At 41.7% G+C, this 18,152-nt stretch carries 17 protein-coding genes and 1 pseudogene; 13 read left to right on the top strand and 5 right to left on the bottom strand.

Features of this window, described 5'->3' with window-relative positions; all coding sequences use genetic code 11:
• Positions 1–34 precede the first annotated feature (34 nt).
• The gene (locus tag M3205_RS10735) at positions 35–967 is read right to left on the bottom strand and encodes a manganese-dependent inorganic pyrophosphatase (RefSeq protein WP_251169899.1); all 933 of its coding nucleotides are present in this window, start codon (positions 965–967) and stop codon (positions 35–37) included.
• Between the two features lie 164 nt (positions 968–1,131).
• On the opposite strand from M3205_RS10735, the pseudogene M3205_RS10740 reads away from it, so the two are divergent.
• Positions 1,132–1,888 (top strand): annotated as a pseudogene (locus M3205_RS10740) (metallophosphoesterase family protein).
• A gap of 181 nt (positions 1,889–2,069) precedes the next feature.
• On the opposite strand, the gene M3205_RS10745 reads toward M3205_RS10740, so the two are convergent.
• Complete coding sequence (locus tag M3205_RS10745) at positions 2,070–3,095, bottom strand: STAS domain-containing protein (protein ID WP_251169900.1); 1,026 nt, start codon at positions 3,093–3,095, stop codon at positions 2,070–2,072.
• A gap of 242 nt (positions 3,096–3,337) precedes the next feature.
• Positions 3,338–3,964 carry a glycerol-3-phosphate 1-O-acyltransferase PlsY gene (gene plsY, locus M3205_RS10750; RefSeq protein ID WP_251169901.1) on the bottom strand — a complete coding sequence of 209 codons (627 nt, stop codon included), beginning with the start codon at positions 3,962–3,964 and terminating at the stop codon, positions 3,338–3,340.
• 362 nt (positions 3,965–4,326) lie between these two features.
• Here plsY and M3205_RS10755 point away from each other — a divergent pair, with 362 nt between their 5' ends.
• From M3205_RS10755 to M3205_RS10795, 9 genes are all read left to right on the top strand, one after another.
• Entirely contained in the window at positions 4,327–4,686 is a 360-nt protein-coding gene (locus M3205_RS10755) for an anti-sigma factor (protein WP_251169902.1), read from the top strand.
• Positions 4,687–4,804: 118 nt separating this feature from the next.
• Positions 4,805–5,062 (top strand): hypothetical protein, encoded by a 258-nt coding sequence (locus tag M3205_RS10760; RefSeq protein ID WP_251169903.1) that lies wholly within the window; start codon positions 4,805–4,807, stop codon positions 5,060–5,062.
• A 49-nt stretch (positions 5,063–5,111) separates the two neighbouring features.
• A complete protein-coding gene (locus M3205_RS10765; RefSeq protein ID WP_251169904.1) occupies positions 5,112–5,729 on the top strand; it encodes a TetR/AcrR family transcriptional regulator in 618 nt (205 codons plus the stop codon).
• A 249-nt stretch (positions 5,730–5,978) separates the two neighbouring features.
• On the top strand, positions 5,979–6,914 hold the full coding sequence (locus M3205_RS10770; protein WP_251169905.1) for a diacylglycerol kinase: 936 nt from the start codon (positions 5,979–5,981) through the stop codon (positions 6,912–6,914).
• Between the two features lie 299 nt (positions 6,915–7,213).
• A complete protein-coding gene (rlmD, locus tag M3205_RS10775) occupies positions 7,214–8,587 on the top strand; it encodes a 23S rRNA (uracil(1939)-C(5))-methyltransferase RlmD (protein ID WP_251169935.1) in 1,374 nt (457 codons plus the stop codon).
• Between the two features lie 243 nt (positions 8,588–8,830).
• Complete coding sequence (locus M3205_RS10780; RefSeq protein WP_251169906.1) at positions 8,831–9,151, top strand: ArsR/SmtB family transcription factor; 321 nt, start codon at positions 8,831–8,833, stop codon at positions 9,149–9,151.
• 3 nt (positions 9,152–9,154) lie between these two features.
• The gene (locus tag M3205_RS10785; RefSeq protein ID WP_251169907.1) at positions 9,155–9,547 is read left to right on the top strand and encodes an SRPBCC family protein; all 393 of its coding nucleotides are present in this window, start codon (positions 9,155–9,157) and stop codon (positions 9,545–9,547) included.
• A gap of 1 nt (position 9,548) precedes the next feature.
• A complete protein-coding gene (locus tag M3205_RS10790) occupies positions 9,549–10,250 on the top strand; it encodes an FAD-dependent oxidoreductase (RefSeq protein ID WP_251169908.1) in 702 nt (233 codons plus the stop codon).
• A 29-nt stretch (positions 10,251–10,279) separates the two neighbouring features.
• Complete coding sequence (locus M3205_RS10795; protein ID WP_251169909.1) at positions 10,280–10,702, top strand: VOC family protein; 423 nt, start codon at positions 10,280–10,282, stop codon at positions 10,700–10,702.
• A gap of 223 nt (positions 10,703–10,925) precedes the next feature.
• Here the strand turns inward: M3205_RS10795 and M3205_RS10800 are convergent, their stop codons facing one another.
• Entirely contained in the window at positions 10,926–12,842 is a 1,917-nt protein-coding gene (locus M3205_RS10800; RefSeq protein ID WP_251169910.1) for an alkaline phosphatase family protein, read from the bottom strand.
• Positions 12,843–13,099: 257 nt separating this feature from the next.
• Here M3205_RS10800 and M3205_RS10805 point away from each other — a divergent pair, with 257 nt between their 5' ends.
• The 3 genes from M3205_RS10805 to M3205_RS10815 all read left to right on the top strand — a co-directional run bounded on the left by M3205_RS10805 (position 13,100) and on the right by M3205_RS10815 (position 16,281).
• Entirely contained in the window at positions 13,100–14,203 is a 1,104-nt protein-coding gene (locus M3205_RS10805) for an SH3 domain-containing protein (RefSeq protein WP_251169911.1), read from the top strand.
• Positions 14,204–14,461: 258 nt separating this feature from the next.
• Positions 14,462–15,118 carry a 5-bromo-4-chloroindolyl phosphate hydrolysis family protein gene (locus M3205_RS10810; RefSeq protein WP_251169912.1) on the top strand — a complete coding sequence of 219 codons (657 nt, stop codon included), beginning with the start codon at positions 14,462–14,464 and terminating at the stop codon, positions 15,116–15,118.
• Positions 15,115–16,281, top strand: coding sequence for a toxic anion resistance protein (locus M3205_RS10815; RefSeq protein ID WP_251169913.1), 1,167 nt, complete (start codon positions 15,115–15,117; stop codon positions 16,279–16,281). Before M3205_RS10810 ends, M3205_RS10815 begins: the two co-directional genes overlap by 4 nt.
• 52 nt (positions 16,282–16,333) lie before the next feature.
• Here M3205_RS10815 and M3205_RS10820 read toward each other — a convergent pair whose 3' ends face one another.
• Positions 16,334–17,992 (bottom strand): PAS domain-containing sensor histidine kinase, encoded by a 1,659-nt coding sequence (locus M3205_RS10820; protein ID WP_251169914.1) that lies wholly within the window; start codon positions 17,990–17,992, stop codon positions 16,334–16,336.
• Positions 17,993–18,152: the final 160 nt, after the last annotated feature.

Here is an 18,152-nt window from a genome sequence, read left to right on the forward strand (position 1 = left end):
CTGCTTCTGTCTTATTCATTGATTGAAGTTTACCTTATTTGCCGGCCAATACGTTTGTAAGAGGCGGTACGATCTGCTTTTTGCGTGAAACAACGCCATTTAATACGGCACTGTTGTTTTCAAGCGTTACATTATAAGCTTTTTCAACTGCTGCAGCTTCCTTGCCGAGAGAAATGGCAACTGAGTCGTTGTTAAGGATATCAGTTAAAACAAAAACAAAAAGATCAAGCTCTTTGTTATTGATGTTTTCAGTAATCACAGCTTCCAATTCCTCCTGGCGGCTAAGTACGTCATTCAGGTCAACTGCATTAACCTGAGCGATTTCTGTTTTATAGCTTCCCATTTGGAATTCTTTTGCATCAAGGGAGATTAGCTCTTTCACGCTCTTCTTGCTTAAGTCTGCTCCTGCTTTAAGCATTTCCAGACCATACTCTTCCGGGTTTACTCCTGCAATTTCAGCAAGCTCGCGCGCAGCTGCAACATCCTGATCTGTACATGTAGGAGATTTGAACAGAAGGGAATCAGAGATGATGGCAGAAAGCATCAATCCAGCAGTAGCCTTGCTGATTTCCACTCCATTTTCCTTGTACATTTTGTTTAGAATGGTTGCTGTACAGCCAACAGGCTCGGCACGGTAATAAAGCGGATCGCTTGTTTCAAAGTTCGCAATGCGGTGGTGGTCAATAACTTCAAGGATTCTCACATCTCTGATATCATCAGCGCTTTGCTGGAACTCGTTGTGGTCTACAAGAATAACTTCGCCGGCTTCCTTGGATACTGCCTCAACAAGCCGGGGAGCTTCAGTCTTAAAATAATCCAGGGCATATTGTGTTTCCTCATTTACCTGTCCCAGGCGGATTGGCTCTGCATCAACACCTAATTTGTTTTTTAATTCTGCATAAGCTAGTGCTGAACAGATTGAGTCAGTGTCAGGGTTTTTGTGTCCGAATACAAATACTTTTGACATAATTCCTACTCCTTCTATATGTAATGTTGGTTTTGGCATGCTGTTATTTTACCATATTTCTAATGTAATGGCGGTACAGGGAAAAATCAAATTTTGTTTTTTTCATTTGGAAGAGGAAGCTTGGGCGTTTTAGAGAAATATAAAAAAGTAAGGAGGAGACATACATGGGAAAAGTAGCCGTAATATCTGATATTCATGGAAATATCACAGCTCTGGAGGCTGTTCTGGATAATTTTCGTGAACGCGGAATAGAAAATATTTTTTGCCTGGGTGACTTAATAGGAAAAGGACCCAATTCTCTTAAAGCTGTTGAACGGATTAAAGAGACCTGTGAAGTGGTTCTTCTTGGGAATTGGGATGACTTTATGCAAAAGCCGCTGGACTTTGACGAAGGCCAGTGGCATCAGAAACAGCTGGGGGAAGAGGCGTTGTCCTATTTAGGCACGCTCCCGTTCCATCACGATTTTTATATGAGCGGAAAATATATCAGACTCTACCATGCTTCAGCCAAAAGCATTTATCATCGGGTTGTGCCAATGAGGGATTCATATGAAGAAAAGCTGGCAATGTTCGAGAATACGGTGAATATTACTGCCGGAGAGGAAGGCAGGATTCCGGATGTTATCGGGTACGGAGATATTCAACGCAGCCCTTGTTGAACCGATTCATCCGCAGAAAACATCATTCAATTCGGGAAGCGTCGGAAATTCCCTTGATATCCCTCAGGCTACTTATGCAATTTTGCATGGGGAATACCTATCAAAATAAGCAGCCCCTTTCTCCATCGAGATTGTCCGGGTTCCATATGATATTGAAAAAGAAATCAGCATTGCCAAAGGAATGGGTATGCCGAACCTTGAAGCATACGCCCTGGAGCTGCGCGAAGCCAAATATAGGGGGGCGCCGAAGAAGGTGCTGTAAGAGGAAATTAGGACTCTGAATAAACGTATCCTCACAAAAATACGGAGAGCGCACATAAAAAAGGTTTATCCGCACATAAAAAACGCATCCGCACACAAATTCCGGCCCCGCACATAATTCTGCGGTTACAGCATTTTAAAAAGCTGACTTCCGTCTGATGAGGAGTCAGCTTTATGTATGATTAGAAGATTTTCCTGCCTTTTTTGGATAGAGCGTAATAAATGCCGTGCTGCAGATTTGTGAAGCAGTTAAATTTAGAGAGATTAAAGTTTGTTTCCGTAATCTTAGTGCCAAGTTCCGGAGAAATGCCAACCAGAATCGTTTCGGTGCCGATCAGATTAGCTGCAGCAGCCAATTTGCTTAAGAACTCAACCGTATAAGCACTGATGGATTGATTTAACCCGGTCAGATCCAGGATTAGGCAATCTGCCTGGTGCTTCGGAAGGCTATGAAGAGTCTTATCGACGAGTTCTTCAGAGCGGAATTCATCATATCTTCCCAAAAGAGGGACAACAACAATTCCATCCAGAACAGGTATAACCGGTGAAGAGATCTCTTTAACAAGCTGTTTAAGTTCTAACGTGCGTACTTCCACCAATTTCTCAAGCTCGCTGATTTTCTTAGATTCTTCCTGTCTCGCTAAAGCGTGGATATTTTCCTCAACCGTAACGCTTGAAGGGAAGAAATCCAGCTCTGTGTATTCGTGGCCGGCTAACTGGTCAGATTCCTTTTTATACCAGATGCTTGTCCCGAACACCGTCGAAAAGATCCCTGCAAAATGTCCCGGCAGAAAGGTTCCGGATTCAGTTTTCCCTTGTTTCCTGTTAATCTTATATTCCCAGCTGTCTACAGTTCTGACCCTGGCAGTTTTGGCAGCGGGATCTACATTCGTGATGATGAATTTCCCCCAGCCGGCAGACGCGTATATTCTGGGGATGATATTGGCCACTTCAGTTATAGGCAGATCCATGTCTTTAAAGAACTTCCCTACAACCATTCCCTGCCTGAAGCCGGCGGTCTCAAGTACAAGACTCGAGGTTTCTTTTCCGGAAATCTCTTCAATCGTATCGAAAAAACTTTTCATGGCTGAACTTATCCAAAAGAGGACAGAGTCTTCACCTTCAAAATTAAACTGACCCTTTTCTAAGTCCCAATTAAAATTAAAACCATCAATTTTTGTTTCAAGCACTAGACCTGCATCTTTCATACCATTACCCCCTGATATTGATATGTATAATAAAGCTATTTTTTTGGTATGTAACTCATATCAAATACCCTATATTTCAATTAATAAACCCTTATAAAAAATTTTCTGCGTCTGTTAATAGTCAATTTCTTCGACTTTTAATTCACATAAGTGTACAAAATCTGTTTATTCAAAGGTTTTGCTTAAAGAGCTGGTTTCATGTGAAAAATAATAAAAAACCCGAATTGAGTTCCGGGTTTCAATCAGGCTCGCTTTTTATCATCTCTCGGAGGGATGCGATCATCTTTTAAACGCTTATCATTGATTTTCGGCTCATTATTATCAATAAAGTTTTTTATGTTCGAGCGATGCAGGAAAATCAAAAATAATAGGAAAATAGAAAAGATAAGTTCATGTTCAGTGCCTTCAGTAAATAAGGAATAGATAAGCAAGGATGCACCCACCGATAACGAGCCGAAAAATACATACTTTGTTAGGACAATGATAGAGACAAAAGAGATATAGGCGACTAAAAACATCCAGATATTTGCCGCAAGTAAGACACCGGCTGTGGTTGCGATGGCTTTTCCTCCGCGGAATCCTGCAAAGACCGGAAAGCAGTGGCCGGCAACTGCGACCATTCCGACTATTAGCGGCTCAGCTTCAGCGTTCAGAATGACAGGAATTGCCGCAGCGGCGGCACCTTTGCCCACATCCACCAGAAGAACCACGATAGCCGCTTTTTTGCCAAGAACCCTTAATGTATTAGTCGCACCGGGATTATTGCTTCCATGATCACGAATGTCGATTCCAAAGGCAAATTTGCCAAGCAATAAGGCAGTAGGAAGTGATCCTATCAAGTATGCTGCCAGGTAAATAAGAAAAGTCATCGTATTCATCCTTTTTCATCAATATATTCAATTGTTATTGAGAGTTGTCCATTATTTGAGAATTTTTTACTAGCCTCCTCTGCATGTAGTTGATGCTTACAGTTTACCATATAATGGTTTAGTGAAGAGGGAGATTTAATCATTATCTTTAATAGAAAATTCTGTATTTTTTTAAAGGAGAGATTATTATAAAAAAGTATTGAATTATTCCCTTCTCTAAATTATGATTGTTTCGGCACTCAAAAAGAGAGCATGTAATTCGAATAGTTATAAGGATATGTTTAATAAAAATAATACCCTGCAGGATATTATTTGTGTTTCAAAGCAATCCCTGTAAGGAACTTTGGAAGGAGATGATTTTCATGGAGCATTTTTCATCAGAGGAATGGCGGAAGTATGCGAAAAATGAGCTTACTGAACCTGAGCGTGAACTCTATGAAGATCATCTCTATATATGTGATCAATGTCTGGAAGTATATCTTGAAGTGATGGAAGAGGAGGAGTACTCCTTGCCGGAAATGCCGGGGGAAGAGGACTTTACCAATCTTGTCATGGCTCAGATTACAGGTGAATTTCCCAAAGAAGCTTCTAAGGAACAGAGTGGGCTGCCACCTAAAGCTTCCAGGTTTGAGCGCTGGTTTCCTTTTGCCTTTGCCGGCTTTATGCTCATTGGGGGATTAGTAACCATGTACCGGGAGAAAAATCAAATAGATCAGGATTAACTCTTAACGGAAGTTAGGAGTTTTTTTATATGAAAAAATTTGAAAATTCATTCAAAATTACTTACAATAAAAAGACCAATCAGTTTATTTTAATTACAATACCTGGGGAGTGGGAGATATGGGAAGAAGGCAGGTTCCACAGGAAATGCAAAAAAAGAGTAAGAGTGTCCATCTTGAGCAGTGGATCTGGGATTTGGCAGCGCAGATGCAGCCGTGCCGTTCAGCTGCTATCAGAGATTTATTTCTCGCAATAATGAAAGAAGACTTGATAAAAGCGGGATTGGTGGAGGAAAATACGGAAATTACGTTTGAACATGCCAGCCTGTATTCAGAAGAAATTCTGAAAAGCAGTGAAATCAGCCGGAAGTGCTGTTAATAAATGAATAACTGAAAGAGAATATATTAAATGCCTTGGAGGGACAGAATTGCCGCCTATCGTATCAGAGGAATATAAACGGAAAAAAAAGAAAGAGATCCTGTCTGGCGCCTTGGCCTGCTTTGCAAAAAAGGGATTTCAGGCAGCAACCATAGATGATATTGTCGCTTATTCAGGAATCAGCAAGGGAGCCATCTATAATTATTTTAAAAGCAAGGAAGAAATCTATCTGGAGCTGTTGAATGAGCAGACAGAATCAGCCAATGCAAGACTTGCAGAGAAAATATCCGTGTTCTCCTCCGCGGAAGAGAAACTTGAATACCTGTTTGACTTGTACAGGGATATGAGCCCTTTCAGTCAGGAACGGAAAGATAGAATAACTGTTCAGCTGGAATTTACGTTGCATTCCTCAAGAGATGAGAACCTGAATCGAATCCTCAATGAGCGTGGAAAGAAGTTCTTCTTAAAGCTGATAACAGATATTATGGAGGAAGGACAGAACACCGGGGAATTCCGTTCTGGTGCCGATCCGAATCATGTAGCAGGATTGTTCTGGACTTTTATGGACGGGGCCATGCTTCATAGAGTCATTAATGAAGAATATCCATATAAAACCATTATTGACTACGTTAAGGGCCTTGTTTTGCAGGACCTCAAACAGGGGTAATGCTTACCCTCATCCTGGAAAATATTGATTTAAGGCACCTGGCCAAAAATATAACTTAATTACGATACTTTTTTGCTTAATGAGGGTATAATTCATTTGTGCATCTGTCCACTTGTGAAAACACCAGGACGTGAATAGAATAGAAACGGGTAGCTGTGAAAATTGCTAAGCCGTGGACTATTCGCTATGATGAAAGAGATGGAATAAAAAGGATTAAGTTTATATATTTCAATAATAGGATGATGGGCTATGAAAAGAGCAAGAATTATTTATAATCCGACTTCAGGCCGGGAAATTTTCAAAAGACATTTAGCAGAGGTTTTGCAAAAATTGGAGAGAGCTGGCTATGAAACATCATGTCATGCTACCACATGTGAAGGGGATGCCATTAAAGCAGCCCGTACAGCTGTTGAACGCCGTTTCGATCTGGTCGTTGCAGCAGGCGGTGATGGCACGATAAACGAGGTTGTAAATGGACTCGCTGAACAGGAGTACCGTCCGCGCCTCGGCATTATCCCAATGGGAACAACCAATGATTTTGCCCGTGCGCTTCATATTCCAAGAGATGTGGAAGCAGCAGCAGATATCATTGTAAAAGGGGATACCATTCCTGTTGATATTGGCCGCATTAATGATAAATATTTTATTAATATCGCTGGCGGAGGAAGGCTGACAGAGCTGACTTACGAGGTGCCAAGCAAGCTTAAAACCATGATTGGCCAGCTTGCCTATTACCTTAAGGGAATTGAAATGCTCCCTTCTATCCGCTCAACTGAGGTCAGCATTGAGTTTGACGGGAAACTCTTTGAGGGTGAAGCCATGCTTTTCCTTGTCGGTCTGACAAATTCAGTCGGCGGTTTTGAAAAGCTTGCGCCTGATTCCAGTATTAATGACGGACTATTCTCTCTGCTGATCTTAAAGAAAACCAACCTCGCCGATTTTATCCGGATCGCGTCAATGGCAGTGCGGGGTGAGCATGTAAAAGATCCAAACGTCATCTACACGCAGGCAAACCGGATTAAAGTGCAATCCAAAGAGAAGGTACAGCTCAACCTTGACGGTGAATTTGGCGGGCTTCTTCCTGCAGAATTCGTAAACCTTTACAGGCATTTGGAAGTATTCGTGCCTATCGATCAGATTCGTGAGGAAGACCGCCCGACAGATTGGGAAAGCTCACATGAATAATAGGAAGTCCGCTCTATTACAGAGCGGGCTTTTATTTTGCAGAAATACAGAAATTGTGAACGTTGCAAATAGAAAAGTATTACTGCAAATAGAAGAGTGAAAGAGCAAATAGATAGGGCAACCCTGCAAATAAATTGGAAAAAATGCAAATTGAGGATTTGATTCTGCAAATAGACAATGCTGCGGAGTATACAGTCCAAAGGATCGGAAAGATATCCATTTCGTATTTAACCCTATTTTGTGATACAATCTGTCTAGTCAAAATAGGTCACGGAATTAAGCTGAAAAGGAAGAAAATGATGAGCAGAACATTACCTGTACAAAAAAATGATTATATAGATGTGACATTTGAGGATTTGACCCATGAAGGGGCAGGAGTAGCAAAGGTTGACGGCTACCCGTTATTTGTGCCGGACGGACTTCCGGGTGAGAAAGCAAAAGTTAAAGTAATAAAGGTGAATAAGGGATATGGATTTGGGCGCCTGATTGAGACCTATGAAAGCAGCCCATACCGGGTAGAAGCCCCCTGTCCAATTTATAAGGAGTGCGGAGGATGTCAGCTGCAGCACCTGAGCTATGAAGGCCAGCTTCTTGCAAAGGAAAAACAGGTCAGAGATGTACTGGAAAGAATCGGGAAGCTGGATGGTGTCAAAGTGCATCCGGTTCTCGGCATGAAGAATCCGTGGCGCTACAGAAATAAAGCGCAGGTCCCGATTGGCGAGCAGGAAGGCGGTCTGATCGGCGGATTCTACCAGCAGCGCACCCATCAGATCATCGATATGAAGGAGTGCCTCATTCAGCAGGAAAGAAATGATGAGGTTGTTCAAAAGGTAAAGGAAATTTGTGGCCGCTATGGGGTCCGAGCTTATGATGAAGGCAGGCATAAGGGCGAGCTCCGTCACGTGATGGCGCGCTATGGGCTCGTGTCCGGCGAAGTGATGATTGTCCTTGTTACAAGGACAAACGAGCTCCCGCATAGGCAAAAGATTGTGGAAGAGATTGCAGAGAGTATCGAAGGTGTTAAGTCCATTGTCCATAATGTGAATTCGCGGAAGACCAATGTGATCATGGGAGACGTTACACGAGTTCTCAGGGGCGAAGAAGTGATCTATGATTTTATTGGCGATATCAAATTTGCGATTTCGGCCCGCTCCTTTTATCAGGTGAATCCGGAGCAAACGAAGGTTTTATATGATAAGGCACTGGAATATGCGAATTTGAGCGGAGAAGAAAAGGTTATCGATGCGTACTGCGGAATTGGCACCATTTCTCTTTTCCTGGCACAGAAAGCAAAAGAAGTGTTCGGTGTTGAAATTGTGCCGGAAGCCATTGAGGATGCGAAGAGGAATGCGGAATTGAACTCGATGACAAATGCTTCATTCGCAGTTGGAAAAGCAGAAGAAGTCATTCCTGAATGGTATAAAAAAGGGAACACAGCAGATGTGCTGGTCGTTGATCCGCCACGCAAAGGCTGTGATGAAGCTCTTTTGAAAACCATTTTAAGCATGAAGCCCAAGAAAGTCGTCTATGTATCCTGCAATCCGGGAACATTGGCAAGGGACCTGCGTATTTTAGAGGATGGGGGATATAAAACCATCGAAGTGCAGCCTGTGGACATGTTCCCGCAGACTATGCACTGTGAAGCAGTCGCGGGATTGGAATGGAAAGGATAAAGCAAATATAATTCTTACCAGTCTTCGGGAAAGCAACAGGATGTCATTTAGGTATCAAATGGTTTTATCAAATGCTATTTCGGACTGAATCCTTACGGGTTCAGTCTTTTTTTTTCGTTGGCATGAACTAGAGCTTGATAAGTGAAGGACTATTATCCATTTAACTATTGACTGGACACTATTAGGTGTCATATAATTTAGGACACCGAGTAGTGTCCTTTATATTTAAGAGGGGGGAGGATTATGAACACTGCTTACCAAAAGCATGATGTTTTTGCAGCTATTGCAGATCCAACAAGACGTAAATTAATACATTTGCTGGCTGGTGCTGAAGAGCTGCCACTTCACGAACTGACTGCTCATTTTCAAATGGGCCGGACTGCTGTATCTAAACATTTGGCTATCCTTAAAGATGCAGATTTAGTTAGTAACCGTAAGATAGGCCGAGAAACAAAGTACCGGCTAAACCCAGCTCCCTTACAGGAAGTGAAAGACTGGTTATCTTTTTATGAAAAGTTTTGGAATGAAAGAGCGATGTTACTAAAGAATTTATTGGAGGAATAGAAGATGCCGGATATATCATTAGACTTTGAATTTAAGAGCCCCATCAATAAGGTTTGGGATGCTTTAACGCATTCCGATACCCTGGCGCAATGGGTAATGGAAAATAACTTCAGGCCAATTGTAGGATATAAATGCCAATTTCGAAATAAGGATATAGATTTAATTGTTGATAGTGAAGTATTGGTAGTAGACAAGCCTAATAAGCTATCTTACACATGGATAGGCGGGCCGGTAGACACAATAGTCACATGGACATTGAAAGAAGAGGATGGAACAACTTACGTACATCTTGAGCAGACAGGGTTTGAAAGTGAAAATGTTCAAGCGTTCAACGGTGCGAAGTATGGTTGGGCATATAAGGTTGAAGAGCTTAAAAAAGTGTTAGAGGAAATGTAAGATGAGTTTTTTCCAAGATATGATTGCAGTATTGAAAAAAAGAAAATTAGTATTTATAGAAAGCTGTAAAAAATCTGAAGATGTATATACCTTTGTATTTGAAAAAGAAATAGATTTAACATGGAAAGCAGGACAGCATGGTTTGTTTAGTATTACTCATCAAAAAGTCAAAAATCCTACTAAACCATTTACAATATCATCTGCTCCAAATGAAAATGTTGTCAAAATTACAATGAAAATAAAAGATAACCCAAGTGACTTTAAGAAGGCGATGTTAGAACTAAAACAGGGAATGACAATGGGGATGTCTGGTCCCTTAGGGTCATTTAATGCAGACAATGATCGTCCTGCAGTCCTTATAGCTGGAGGAATTGGGATCACACCTTTTCGATCTATCATAAAACAAATTGAGTCAGCAGAAAATCCTAATACAAAGCCAATACACCTGCTCTATATGGATAGTGAAAAGTCTTTTATATTTAAAGAAGAACTTGATGCTAGCAAAGCCTCAATAAACACCGCATATTTAGACTCTAGGGACAACTTGCAGCAGGAGATTGATAAGTTATCTAATCTTTATCAGAACAATGCTCAATATCTGATTGCAGGGCCGAAGTCAATGGCGGATTCGATCGCTGATTACTTATTAAAAAGTAATATTTCAAAAAAGAATATTAAAAAAGATGCTTTCTATGGTTATTAAAGTGTGAGTTGAGGAGGCTAAGTTCATTTATGAAACCAAGAATATCAGTAATAACCCTAGGTGTTGATGACTTGGAGAGATCTTTGAAATTTTATCGGGATGGACTTGGGCTTCCGACAGAAGGAATCGTAGGACAAGAATTTGAGCATGGTGCTGTTGCATTTTTTGATTTGCAATCCGGCTTAAAACTTGCAATATGGAAACGGAAAGATATCTCACATGACACAAGCATAAAACAGACACCAAAAAGTCCAACTGAATTCACGATTGGTCACAATGTAGATAGTAAGGAAGAGGTCGGTAAGGTAATAGAACAAGCAAGGGGAACCGGTGCGGTGATTACAGTTCCCCCACATGATACCTTTTGGGGTGGATATTCCGGATATTTCCAGGATCCTGATGGCCATTTGTGGGAAGTCGTTTGGAATCCAGCTTGGGAGATTGGAGACTAGGGCCGTGCTTTCCAACCCCCTTATATTTTAGGAGGTAGAAAATTTTATATTGGAAAAGACATTAATATATATTGTGTAACTAGTTTTGGGAAGATTTATCGGAGAGACTTGGGAACTGCCCCTTTAATCAGGTTCACGGTGATTTTGAAGTAAATGGTCTAACAGAAAAAGATCCCGATAGATTTTAAAATAAGGCCTTGCTGCACATAGCAAGGCCTTATTATTATTTCAAAGCCTCCTCCAGAACATCACCCTCCAAAAAGTCAGGAGCCGGTATCTCCAGCAATTTATATACTGTCGGGGCGATATCCAGTGTGGTAATCGAGTCAATTCGGCTGTCCCTTTTAAAAGAAGGACCCTGTGCAAAGAATACCGCTTTGAGTTCCTTCCGTTCAGGATTGCCGCCATGGCTGCCAAGTTCTATTGTCGGCATTTGGGGGTCTGTTAAGCTGCTGCCCATCATAAAGCCTCTTGCACCAAGCAGCAATATGTCTCCCTGGTTAGGATGCTTATTCTCTTTTTTAGTATCATAGGCAATCTGATAAGGATTTTCTTTTTTCCTGAAAAGGTAATTGGAAAATTGCTTTGCCGTTTGATTAAAATGGCTGAACTTTCCTTCGGCGAGGGAATCACCGGCATCAGTCAAATAGCCCTTTAGGATTTTTGTTTTAAATTCGGGTTTGATTTTATATTCGCTAAACAGTTTTACTACTTGGTCTGCAGCCATTTCCTTTTCTCTTTTGGTAAGGTCTTCATTCAAATAAATCTGAGCAGCCGACCCGCTGGCTACAGCCATAGCTTTGGATTTCTTCTCATCCACTTTGCCTTTTTTATCTGTCTTTAAAAGACCTGCTTCTTTCAGCAGAGTGTTTGGAGCCAGAATGGTGTGGACTGGCTCCATGCCGTGGTCAGATACCACAAGAAGGTGATCTTCCTCGCTAAGGCTGTCCATCGTCTGTCCCACGACATCATCTGCAAGCTTATAGGCCCATTCAATGTATTCCGAATGTCTTTTGGAGTTTTTCTCTGAATACCCGGGCTGCCGCGGATCTGTCAGCAGGAAATGATGTGATTCATAATCAATCTGAGGTGTATAAAACATCAGCAGATCGGGCTGGTATTTATCTTTAATATAAAGAGACACATCAGTTGCCCAGTGTACAAAGCGCGAACCGATTTCTTCGTATTCTTCCCGTGTAATCCACTTTTTTTCAAAAGCCTCTGTATCATCCTGAACGGGGAAAAAGCCGTATTCCGATAGCAGCTCCTCTTCAAATCCTTCCGGGCCTTCAATGAGGGCTGATGTAACAGCAGTCCGGTACATCTTCGCTTCTTCAAGGCTGGCATCAGTTCTCAGCTTAAACCAAAATCCTGCAGATTCACCGTCCGCTTCAACCGGAATTGACCCCCATTCATCGGCATTGACGATAACATCTTCAGAGTCTGCCGAACGGTTTTCCGAAAAAATGAAGCGGTTATAGTTGGTTTTTCCATCATCCGAAGTGTCTATAGCTAAAATGTAAATCTCTTTATTCTTTGCTTTTTTCAATGGCAGCTTCACTATAGCTTCCTTCACAGGGCTAAAGCTTTTTTCGGTGTGCTTCCAGCTCTCTGTTTTTTTGAATTGAAGCGTATCCAGTGAGCTCTCTGCCCAGGTTTCCCCATAATAAACAGCATAATCAGCCTGCTCGCCTGCATCAGGGTTTGATCCGGGAAACAACACAGTGGCCGTTGTTTTGCCATTCTTCTTGGCTTCTGCCCAAAGCGGGCTTTTATCAAGCGGCTGATGAAAAGCACTTTCTCCATTGGCCAATTCCTTGGTGGGATCCTGCCATTTATTGCTGACCATGCCGGTTTCAGATGGAGCGGCACCGGAAGAAATGGCCGCATGTGATGGTGCGGTCAGCGAGGGGGTTACAGTCTTGGAATCCTTGGCGGCTATTCCGTTCTCCATAAGTGATTTAATATGAGGAAGCCTGCCGTCCTTTACAAACTCCTTTGTCAGATCGTTTCTCATTCCATCAAAGGAAATCAGTACAACCATATTTTCCTTCCCAGTCGAATTCTCTGCATTTCCTGAGGAAGGAAATACAATCGATCCTATTAATATAATAACTATATAAAAATAGTGCTTATTCATTATGTTGCCTCCAAGGTGTAATAAATTAGTACAAGAGCTTATTCCCTGCATTTTTTATAAATAAACATTTTCAAAAAGGAATATATACAGATGCCAAATATACTGACTCTGCTAAATAAGTAAATAAAATCTGATTCAATAGAATCAATAAAATTTTTCCAGTCCCAAAGAGGTAGACTTGAAGTTTGCTAATCATTATTTTTAGAGTAGTCCGCAAAATTCGACAGAAATAAAATGAGGGATATGGAGGAAAGTATATGGCAATTTTTAAAGGTTCATATGGAAACAGAGCTATATTAAAAGGGACTGTTGCAGCAGCTATTTTGGCAGGAGGAGTCTTGTCGCCGTCAATTCCGAGTTTTTCAAACGAGGCAGTGGCAGAAGCGGCTGCCGCTACTTACACAGTGGATGCAACCAGTCTAAATGTCCGTTCCGGTCCGGGAACAAATTACAGCCGGATTGGCAGCCTGGCTCAAGGAAGCAGTATACAGGTGATTGAACGACTTACAAACGGCTGGTACAAAATTAACTACAATGGTAAAACAGGCTACGTCAGCGGCCAATATGTCAAAACAACTGAAAAGCTTTACCGGGTGGATGCTACGTCATTAAATGTCCGGAAAGGTCCGGGAACAAATTACGGGGTAATGGGGTCCTTGAAGAATGGATCTGTATTGAATGTTATACATAAGGAAAGCAATGGCTGGTATAAAATTTCTTTTAATGGCAGCACGGGTTATGTCAGCGGTGATTATGTGACAGCCAGTGACCCCCGCCTGTCTAAGATCAATGTGCCGCTCATTGCCCAGCGGCCGGAGCTGCCAAGCGGATGTGAAGTCACTTCCCTTGCGATGGCGTTGAAGTTTTATGGAGTGAACGTTAGTAAAACAACACTGGCAAATAAGATGCCATATGACTCAACCAAGTTGGTAAGAAATGCAGACGGGTCGATTAAAACCTGGGGGGACCCTGATGTCGGGTTCGTTGGCACACCTTTTGGCAACGGCCATACGATAAACCCGGGGCCGCTGAAAAAGCTGCTTGACCAGTATCGTCCAGGCGGCGTAAATCTGACCGGAAAGGATTTCTCTGAAATAGAAAAGGCTGTTTCAGAGGGGAATCCTGTTCTGGCATGGTTTACAATCAGCCATGAAATGCCGAATAAAAGAACATGGAAAACACCTGCCGGCAAAACAATCAGTGCACCGACACCTCTTCACTGCATTGTCATAACCGGTGTGGATGCCAATTATGTTTATTTTAATGACAGTGAAGCTGTTAAAAAAGATGTTAAAATGCCGAAAGAGAAGTTCATTAAGATCTACAATGCAATGGGCAAGCGTGCATTAGCGGTTAAATAGCCAAAAAGCACCTGCGGAAAATTTCCGCAGGTGCTTTTTGGCTATTTAATATACGTCTCAGGTCTTAGCAACGATTACTTTTGTGGTCTATGGCGGGCAATCGTGTTATTTTGTATCGTATAACTTGAGAAGTTTTTTAAAAGTGTTTTAATAGATTTAAGGATATATGCCTTTTTTGCTGGAAGATGTCTGTGGATGAAACTTTAGGTGTATCAATTACGTATAAATAAGTAGGACTATGAGTAGGAGTCGATAAATATGAATTCCTTTTTAGCATTTGCTTTTCGCCTGCTGACGGCTGTTCCATTGTCTGTCAGTGTGTGGCTTGCCAGTTACTTTGCTTTCGGGCAAACATTTTTTCTGTCAGGGGTTTATGGAGCTGGAGCCGGGCTGCTTACTTATTGGGCGGGAGGATTTATTCAGCGCCGCCGTTTTTTGAAAAAGCATGGATTGACGAAAAGGGAATACCAATATATAAAGAGAAACCTTGATGAGGCACGGCGTAAATTAACCCGTCTGCATAAAGCGATGTTCTCCATACGGCACTTCCCGACGCTTAAACAGCGCATGGAGTTCATGAGGGTGACCAGGAGAATTTACAGACTGACCAGAAGTGAGCCGAAACGATTTTATCAAGCGGAACAGTTTTATTTTTCCCATTTGGATTCTGCTGTGGAGCTGGCAGAAAAATATGTCTTTCTGTCTTCTCAGCCGGGAAAATCACGTGAACTGGATCAGTCCCTCCAGGAAACGAGACGTACACTTGATGCACTTACCCATCATGTGGAGGAAGATCTTCACCGGGTTATAGCGGAAGATATTGATCAGCTTCATCTTGAAATTGATGTTGCCAGGAATTCGATTGAGAAGATAAAAGAATCAAGAATTCATGATGAAAGCAGGAGATTAAAATGACCGAAGAAAAACCATCCCTGTTAAAAAACACTGATTTAATGGATGATCTGCTGGAAGACCCTTTTGGGGAAAATCAGCAGCCTGCTTCCTCGCCGCTGCAATCAGATAAGCGGACAAGACTGATTGATGTGATTCCGGAAGAAAACCGCGAAAAAGCCTATCAGCTTGCAAAGCAAATCGACCCGGCCAATCACCAGGCAATGATTTCTTACGGAACACCAGCTCAATCAAAGCTGTTATCGTTCTCCCATACCATGCTCGAGCATGTTCAGAAAAAGGACGTTGGTGAAGTAGGGACGATCATTAATGATCTGATGAAAAAATTCAGTGATGTGAATCCGGATGAGCTTAAGCCTGAGAAAGCATCCTTTTTTGCACGTATGTTCGGAAAGATCTCCGGCTCTGTTCAGGAAGTCTTGTCCAAATATCAGAAAACGGGAGCTCAAATCGACCGTATCAGCGTCAAATTGGAGAGAAGTAAAAATGCGCTTCTTTCCGACATTGTCATGTTAGATAAGCTTTATGATAATAATAAAGAGTATTTTCATGCCTTAAATGTTTATATTGCAGCAGGTGAACTGAAGCTTGAGGAGATTCATGAAAAGACGATTCCCCAGCTGAAGAAGAAGGCAGAAGAGTCAAATGACCAGATGAAATTCCAGGAAGTAAACGATATGATCCAGTTTGCGGACCGCCTGGATAAACGTCTTTATGACTTGAAGCTGAGCCGTGAAATCACGATTCAAAGTGCGCCGCAGATCCGCCTGATACAAAATACCAATCAGGCATTGGTTGAAAAGATCCAGTCTTCCATCATGACTGCCATCCCGCTCTGGAAAAATCAGGTGGCTATTGCCTTGACGCTTCTTCGCCAGCGCCATGCAGTCGAAGCCCAGAAGAAGGTCTCCAAAACCACCAATGATCTTCTTTTGAAAAATGCGGAAATGCTGAAAGTGAATACAATTGAAACAGCACGCGAAAATGAGCGGGGCCTTGTTGATATCGAAACATTAAAGAAAACACAGGAGAACTTGATTTCTACTCTTGAAGAAACCTTGAGAATCCAGGAAGAAGGCAGGAACAAACGCCGGCAGGCGGAACACGACCTGGCTAATATGGAAAATGACTTGAGACTGAAGCTCCTGGAGATTAAGGGGAATTAAAAGAAGAGCGATGTTCAATCAAACGTTTGATTGAACATCGCTCTTTTGCTGTTTAAACGGTTAATCCAGCTTCAATGGGAGGTGTTTGTTTTTTTACAGGGAGCTTGATGACAGCCTCTGTTCCTTTCCCTTTTTTGCTGTTGAAATGAATGGAGCCATTATGGGATTGGACGATCTTGAAACTGACGGTAAGTCCAAGGCCAGTTCCCTTCTCCTTTGATGAATAAAAGGGTTCGCCGATTCTATTTAGGCGATCTTCTGACATGCCGCAGCCGTTATCTTTAACGAGGATAGTCAGCTGATGGTCTTCTTCCAGCAGTGTAACGGTTACCTTGCCGCCTTCTTTAGATGCCTCGATGGCATTTTTTATGATATTGATAAATAGCTGCTTAAGCTGATTTGGTTCACATTCAATCATATAAACATTCGATTTTAACAGAAATTCGATCTGGACATTGTGCATGCTCGCTTCTGTTTTTAAAAGCGAAATGACATTGAACAGGATTTTTTGAACATCTGCTTTGGTAAAGCAAATATCCTGTGGTTTGGCAAGGAGCAGCAGCTCGCCGACAATATGGTTGATACGGTCCAGTTCCTCCTGCATGATCTGATAATAGAACTGATGCTTTTCATCTTCCAGCTGCATAAGCTGAACGAAGCCCTTTAGAGATGTAAGGGGGTTTCTGATTTCGTGTGCAACACTTGCAGATAGCTCGCCAACCACTGAAAGCTTTTCAGTGCGGCGTAGTCTTTCTTCAGCCTGACGGAGCTTTGTCACATCTTTTCCATAGCCAATGATCCCGGCAATCTGACCATTCACAATAACTGGAAGAGCAGTACATTGAATAGTCAATTTATTTCCGCGTTTATGTGTAAAATCAAACTCGCAGGTCTTTGGCTGTTTATCCTCAAGGATGGCTGTAAAATTTCTTAAGGCATTTATTTTATAAGGCACAGGTATGATTTCACCTATACTTTTGCCAAGTGTTTCATCAGGGCTGTATCCTGTCACGGCTTTGAATTGGGGATTTACTTTTGTGATGGTGCCTTGAAGGTCTGTAATAAAGACTATCTCGGTGTTATATTCAAACAAGGATTTATATTGCTGCTGGCTTTCAGCAAGAAGCTTCTCCACATGCTTTCTTTCTGTAATATCCCGGCCGATAATGACGAGTCCCTTTCGGCTTCCGTCTTCATGGAAGAGTGGAACTTTAATCGTATCAAACGTTTTTTTGGTCCCATCAGGCAAAGGAATAACTTCCTCAAGGCGGGTAATTTTACCGTTTCTCCAGGTTTCTTCATCTGATGTTTCACAGTAGCGAAGGGCATCTGCATAAAAATCAGTGTACTCGGCCAGTTCCGAGTCCTTCTTCCCTTTATAATCGACATTTTCGAGATTGAATAGTTTAAGTCCAAATTCATTAGACTCAATCCAGCGGCCTTGACCGTCTTTGAAATTAACAAAGTCCACCATTGAATTGATTAAAGTGGAAAGGCGCTTTTCATCTTCTTTTGAGGCACTGAGCTCATCTCTTTTGCCAATAAAATAATAGAGCAGCCACCCTGTAGCAATGATGTACAGAAATTCTTTCGCTCTGAATAGAAAACTGACAAGAGAAGAAGGTTCAAGCATATCCAAAAGATAATTAGTTCCGAATACCCAAATAAGACTAATGATTACATATAAGCCCAATACCTTTTTTTTATTCATTAACTTATATTTCTCCTGTTCTCTATTTGCTGGGATTCAGTCAAATAAGTTTTTTTCGCTGTATAATAGAATATAAGTTGCATATACAAATACATTACAATTTCTATTCTATATGATTTTAGCAGAGTCTACTAGTGCCAGGAGGTTAGTAAAATCATAT

This window comes from Cytobacillus firmus (genome assembly GCF_023715565.1).
Lineage (GTDB): Bacteria > Bacillota > Bacilli > Bacillales > Cytobacillaceae > Cytobacillus > Cytobacillus firmus_C.

Bases quoted from the DNA above. Each gene is read 5' to 3' on its own strand.
- M3205_RS10735 (WP_251169899.1), bottom strand. From the start codon at position 967: ATGTCAAAAGTATTTGTATTCGGACACAAAAACCCTGACACTGACTCA.
- M3205_RS10745 (WP_251169900.1), bottom strand. From the start codon at position 3,095: ATGAAAGATGCAGGTCTAGTGCTTGAAACAAAAATTGATGGTTTTAAT.
- plsY (WP_251169901.1), bottom strand. From the start codon at position 3,964: ATGACTTTTCTTATTTACCTGGCAGCATACTTGATAGGATCACTTCCT.
- M3205_RS10755 (WP_251169902.1), top strand. From the start codon at position 4,327: ATGGAGCATTTTTCATCAGAGGAATGGCGGAAGTATGCGAAAAATGAG.
- M3205_RS10760 (WP_251169903.1), top strand. From the start codon at position 4,805: ATGGGAAGAAGGCAGGTTCCACAGGAAATGCAAAAAAAGAGTAAGAGT.
- M3205_RS10770 (WP_251169905.1), top strand. From the start codon at position 5,979: ATGAAAAGAGCAAGAATTATTTATAATCCGACTTCAGGCCGGGAAATT.
- rlmD (WP_251169935.1), top strand. From the start codon at position 7,214: ATGAGCAGAACATTACCTGTACAAAAAAATGATTATATAGATGTGACA.
- M3205_RS10780 (WP_251169906.1), top strand. From the start codon at position 8,831: ATGAACACTGCTTACCAAAAGCATGATGTTTTTGCAGCTATTGCAGAT.
- M3205_RS10785 (WP_251169907.1), top strand. From the start codon at position 9,155: ATGCCGGATATATCATTAGACTTTGAATTTAAGAGCCCCATCAATAAG.
- M3205_RS10790 (WP_251169908.1), top strand. From the start codon at position 9,549: ATGAGTTTTTTCCAAGATATGATTGCAGTATTGAAAAAAAGAAAATTA.
- M3205_RS10795 (WP_251169909.1), top strand. From the start codon at position 10,280: ATGAAACCAAGAATATCAGTAATAACCCTAGGTGTTGATGACTTGGAG.
- M3205_RS10800 (WP_251169910.1), bottom strand. From the start codon at position 12,842: ATGAATAAGCACTATTTTTATATAGTTATTATATTAATAGGATCGATT.
- M3205_RS10805 (WP_251169911.1), top strand. From the start codon at position 13,100: ATGGCAATTTTTAAAGGTTCATATGGAAACAGAGCTATATTAAAAGGG.
- M3205_RS10810 (WP_251169912.1), top strand. From the start codon at position 14,462: ATGAATTCCTTTTTAGCATTTGCTTTTCGCCTGCTGACGGCTGTTCCA.
- M3205_RS10815 (WP_251169913.1), top strand. From the start codon at position 15,115: ATGACCGAAGAAAAACCATCCCTGTTAAAAAACACTGATTTAATGGAT.
- M3205_RS10820 (WP_251169914.1), bottom strand. From the start codon at position 17,992: ATGAATAAAAAAAAGGTATTGGGCTTATATGTAATCATTAGTCTTATT.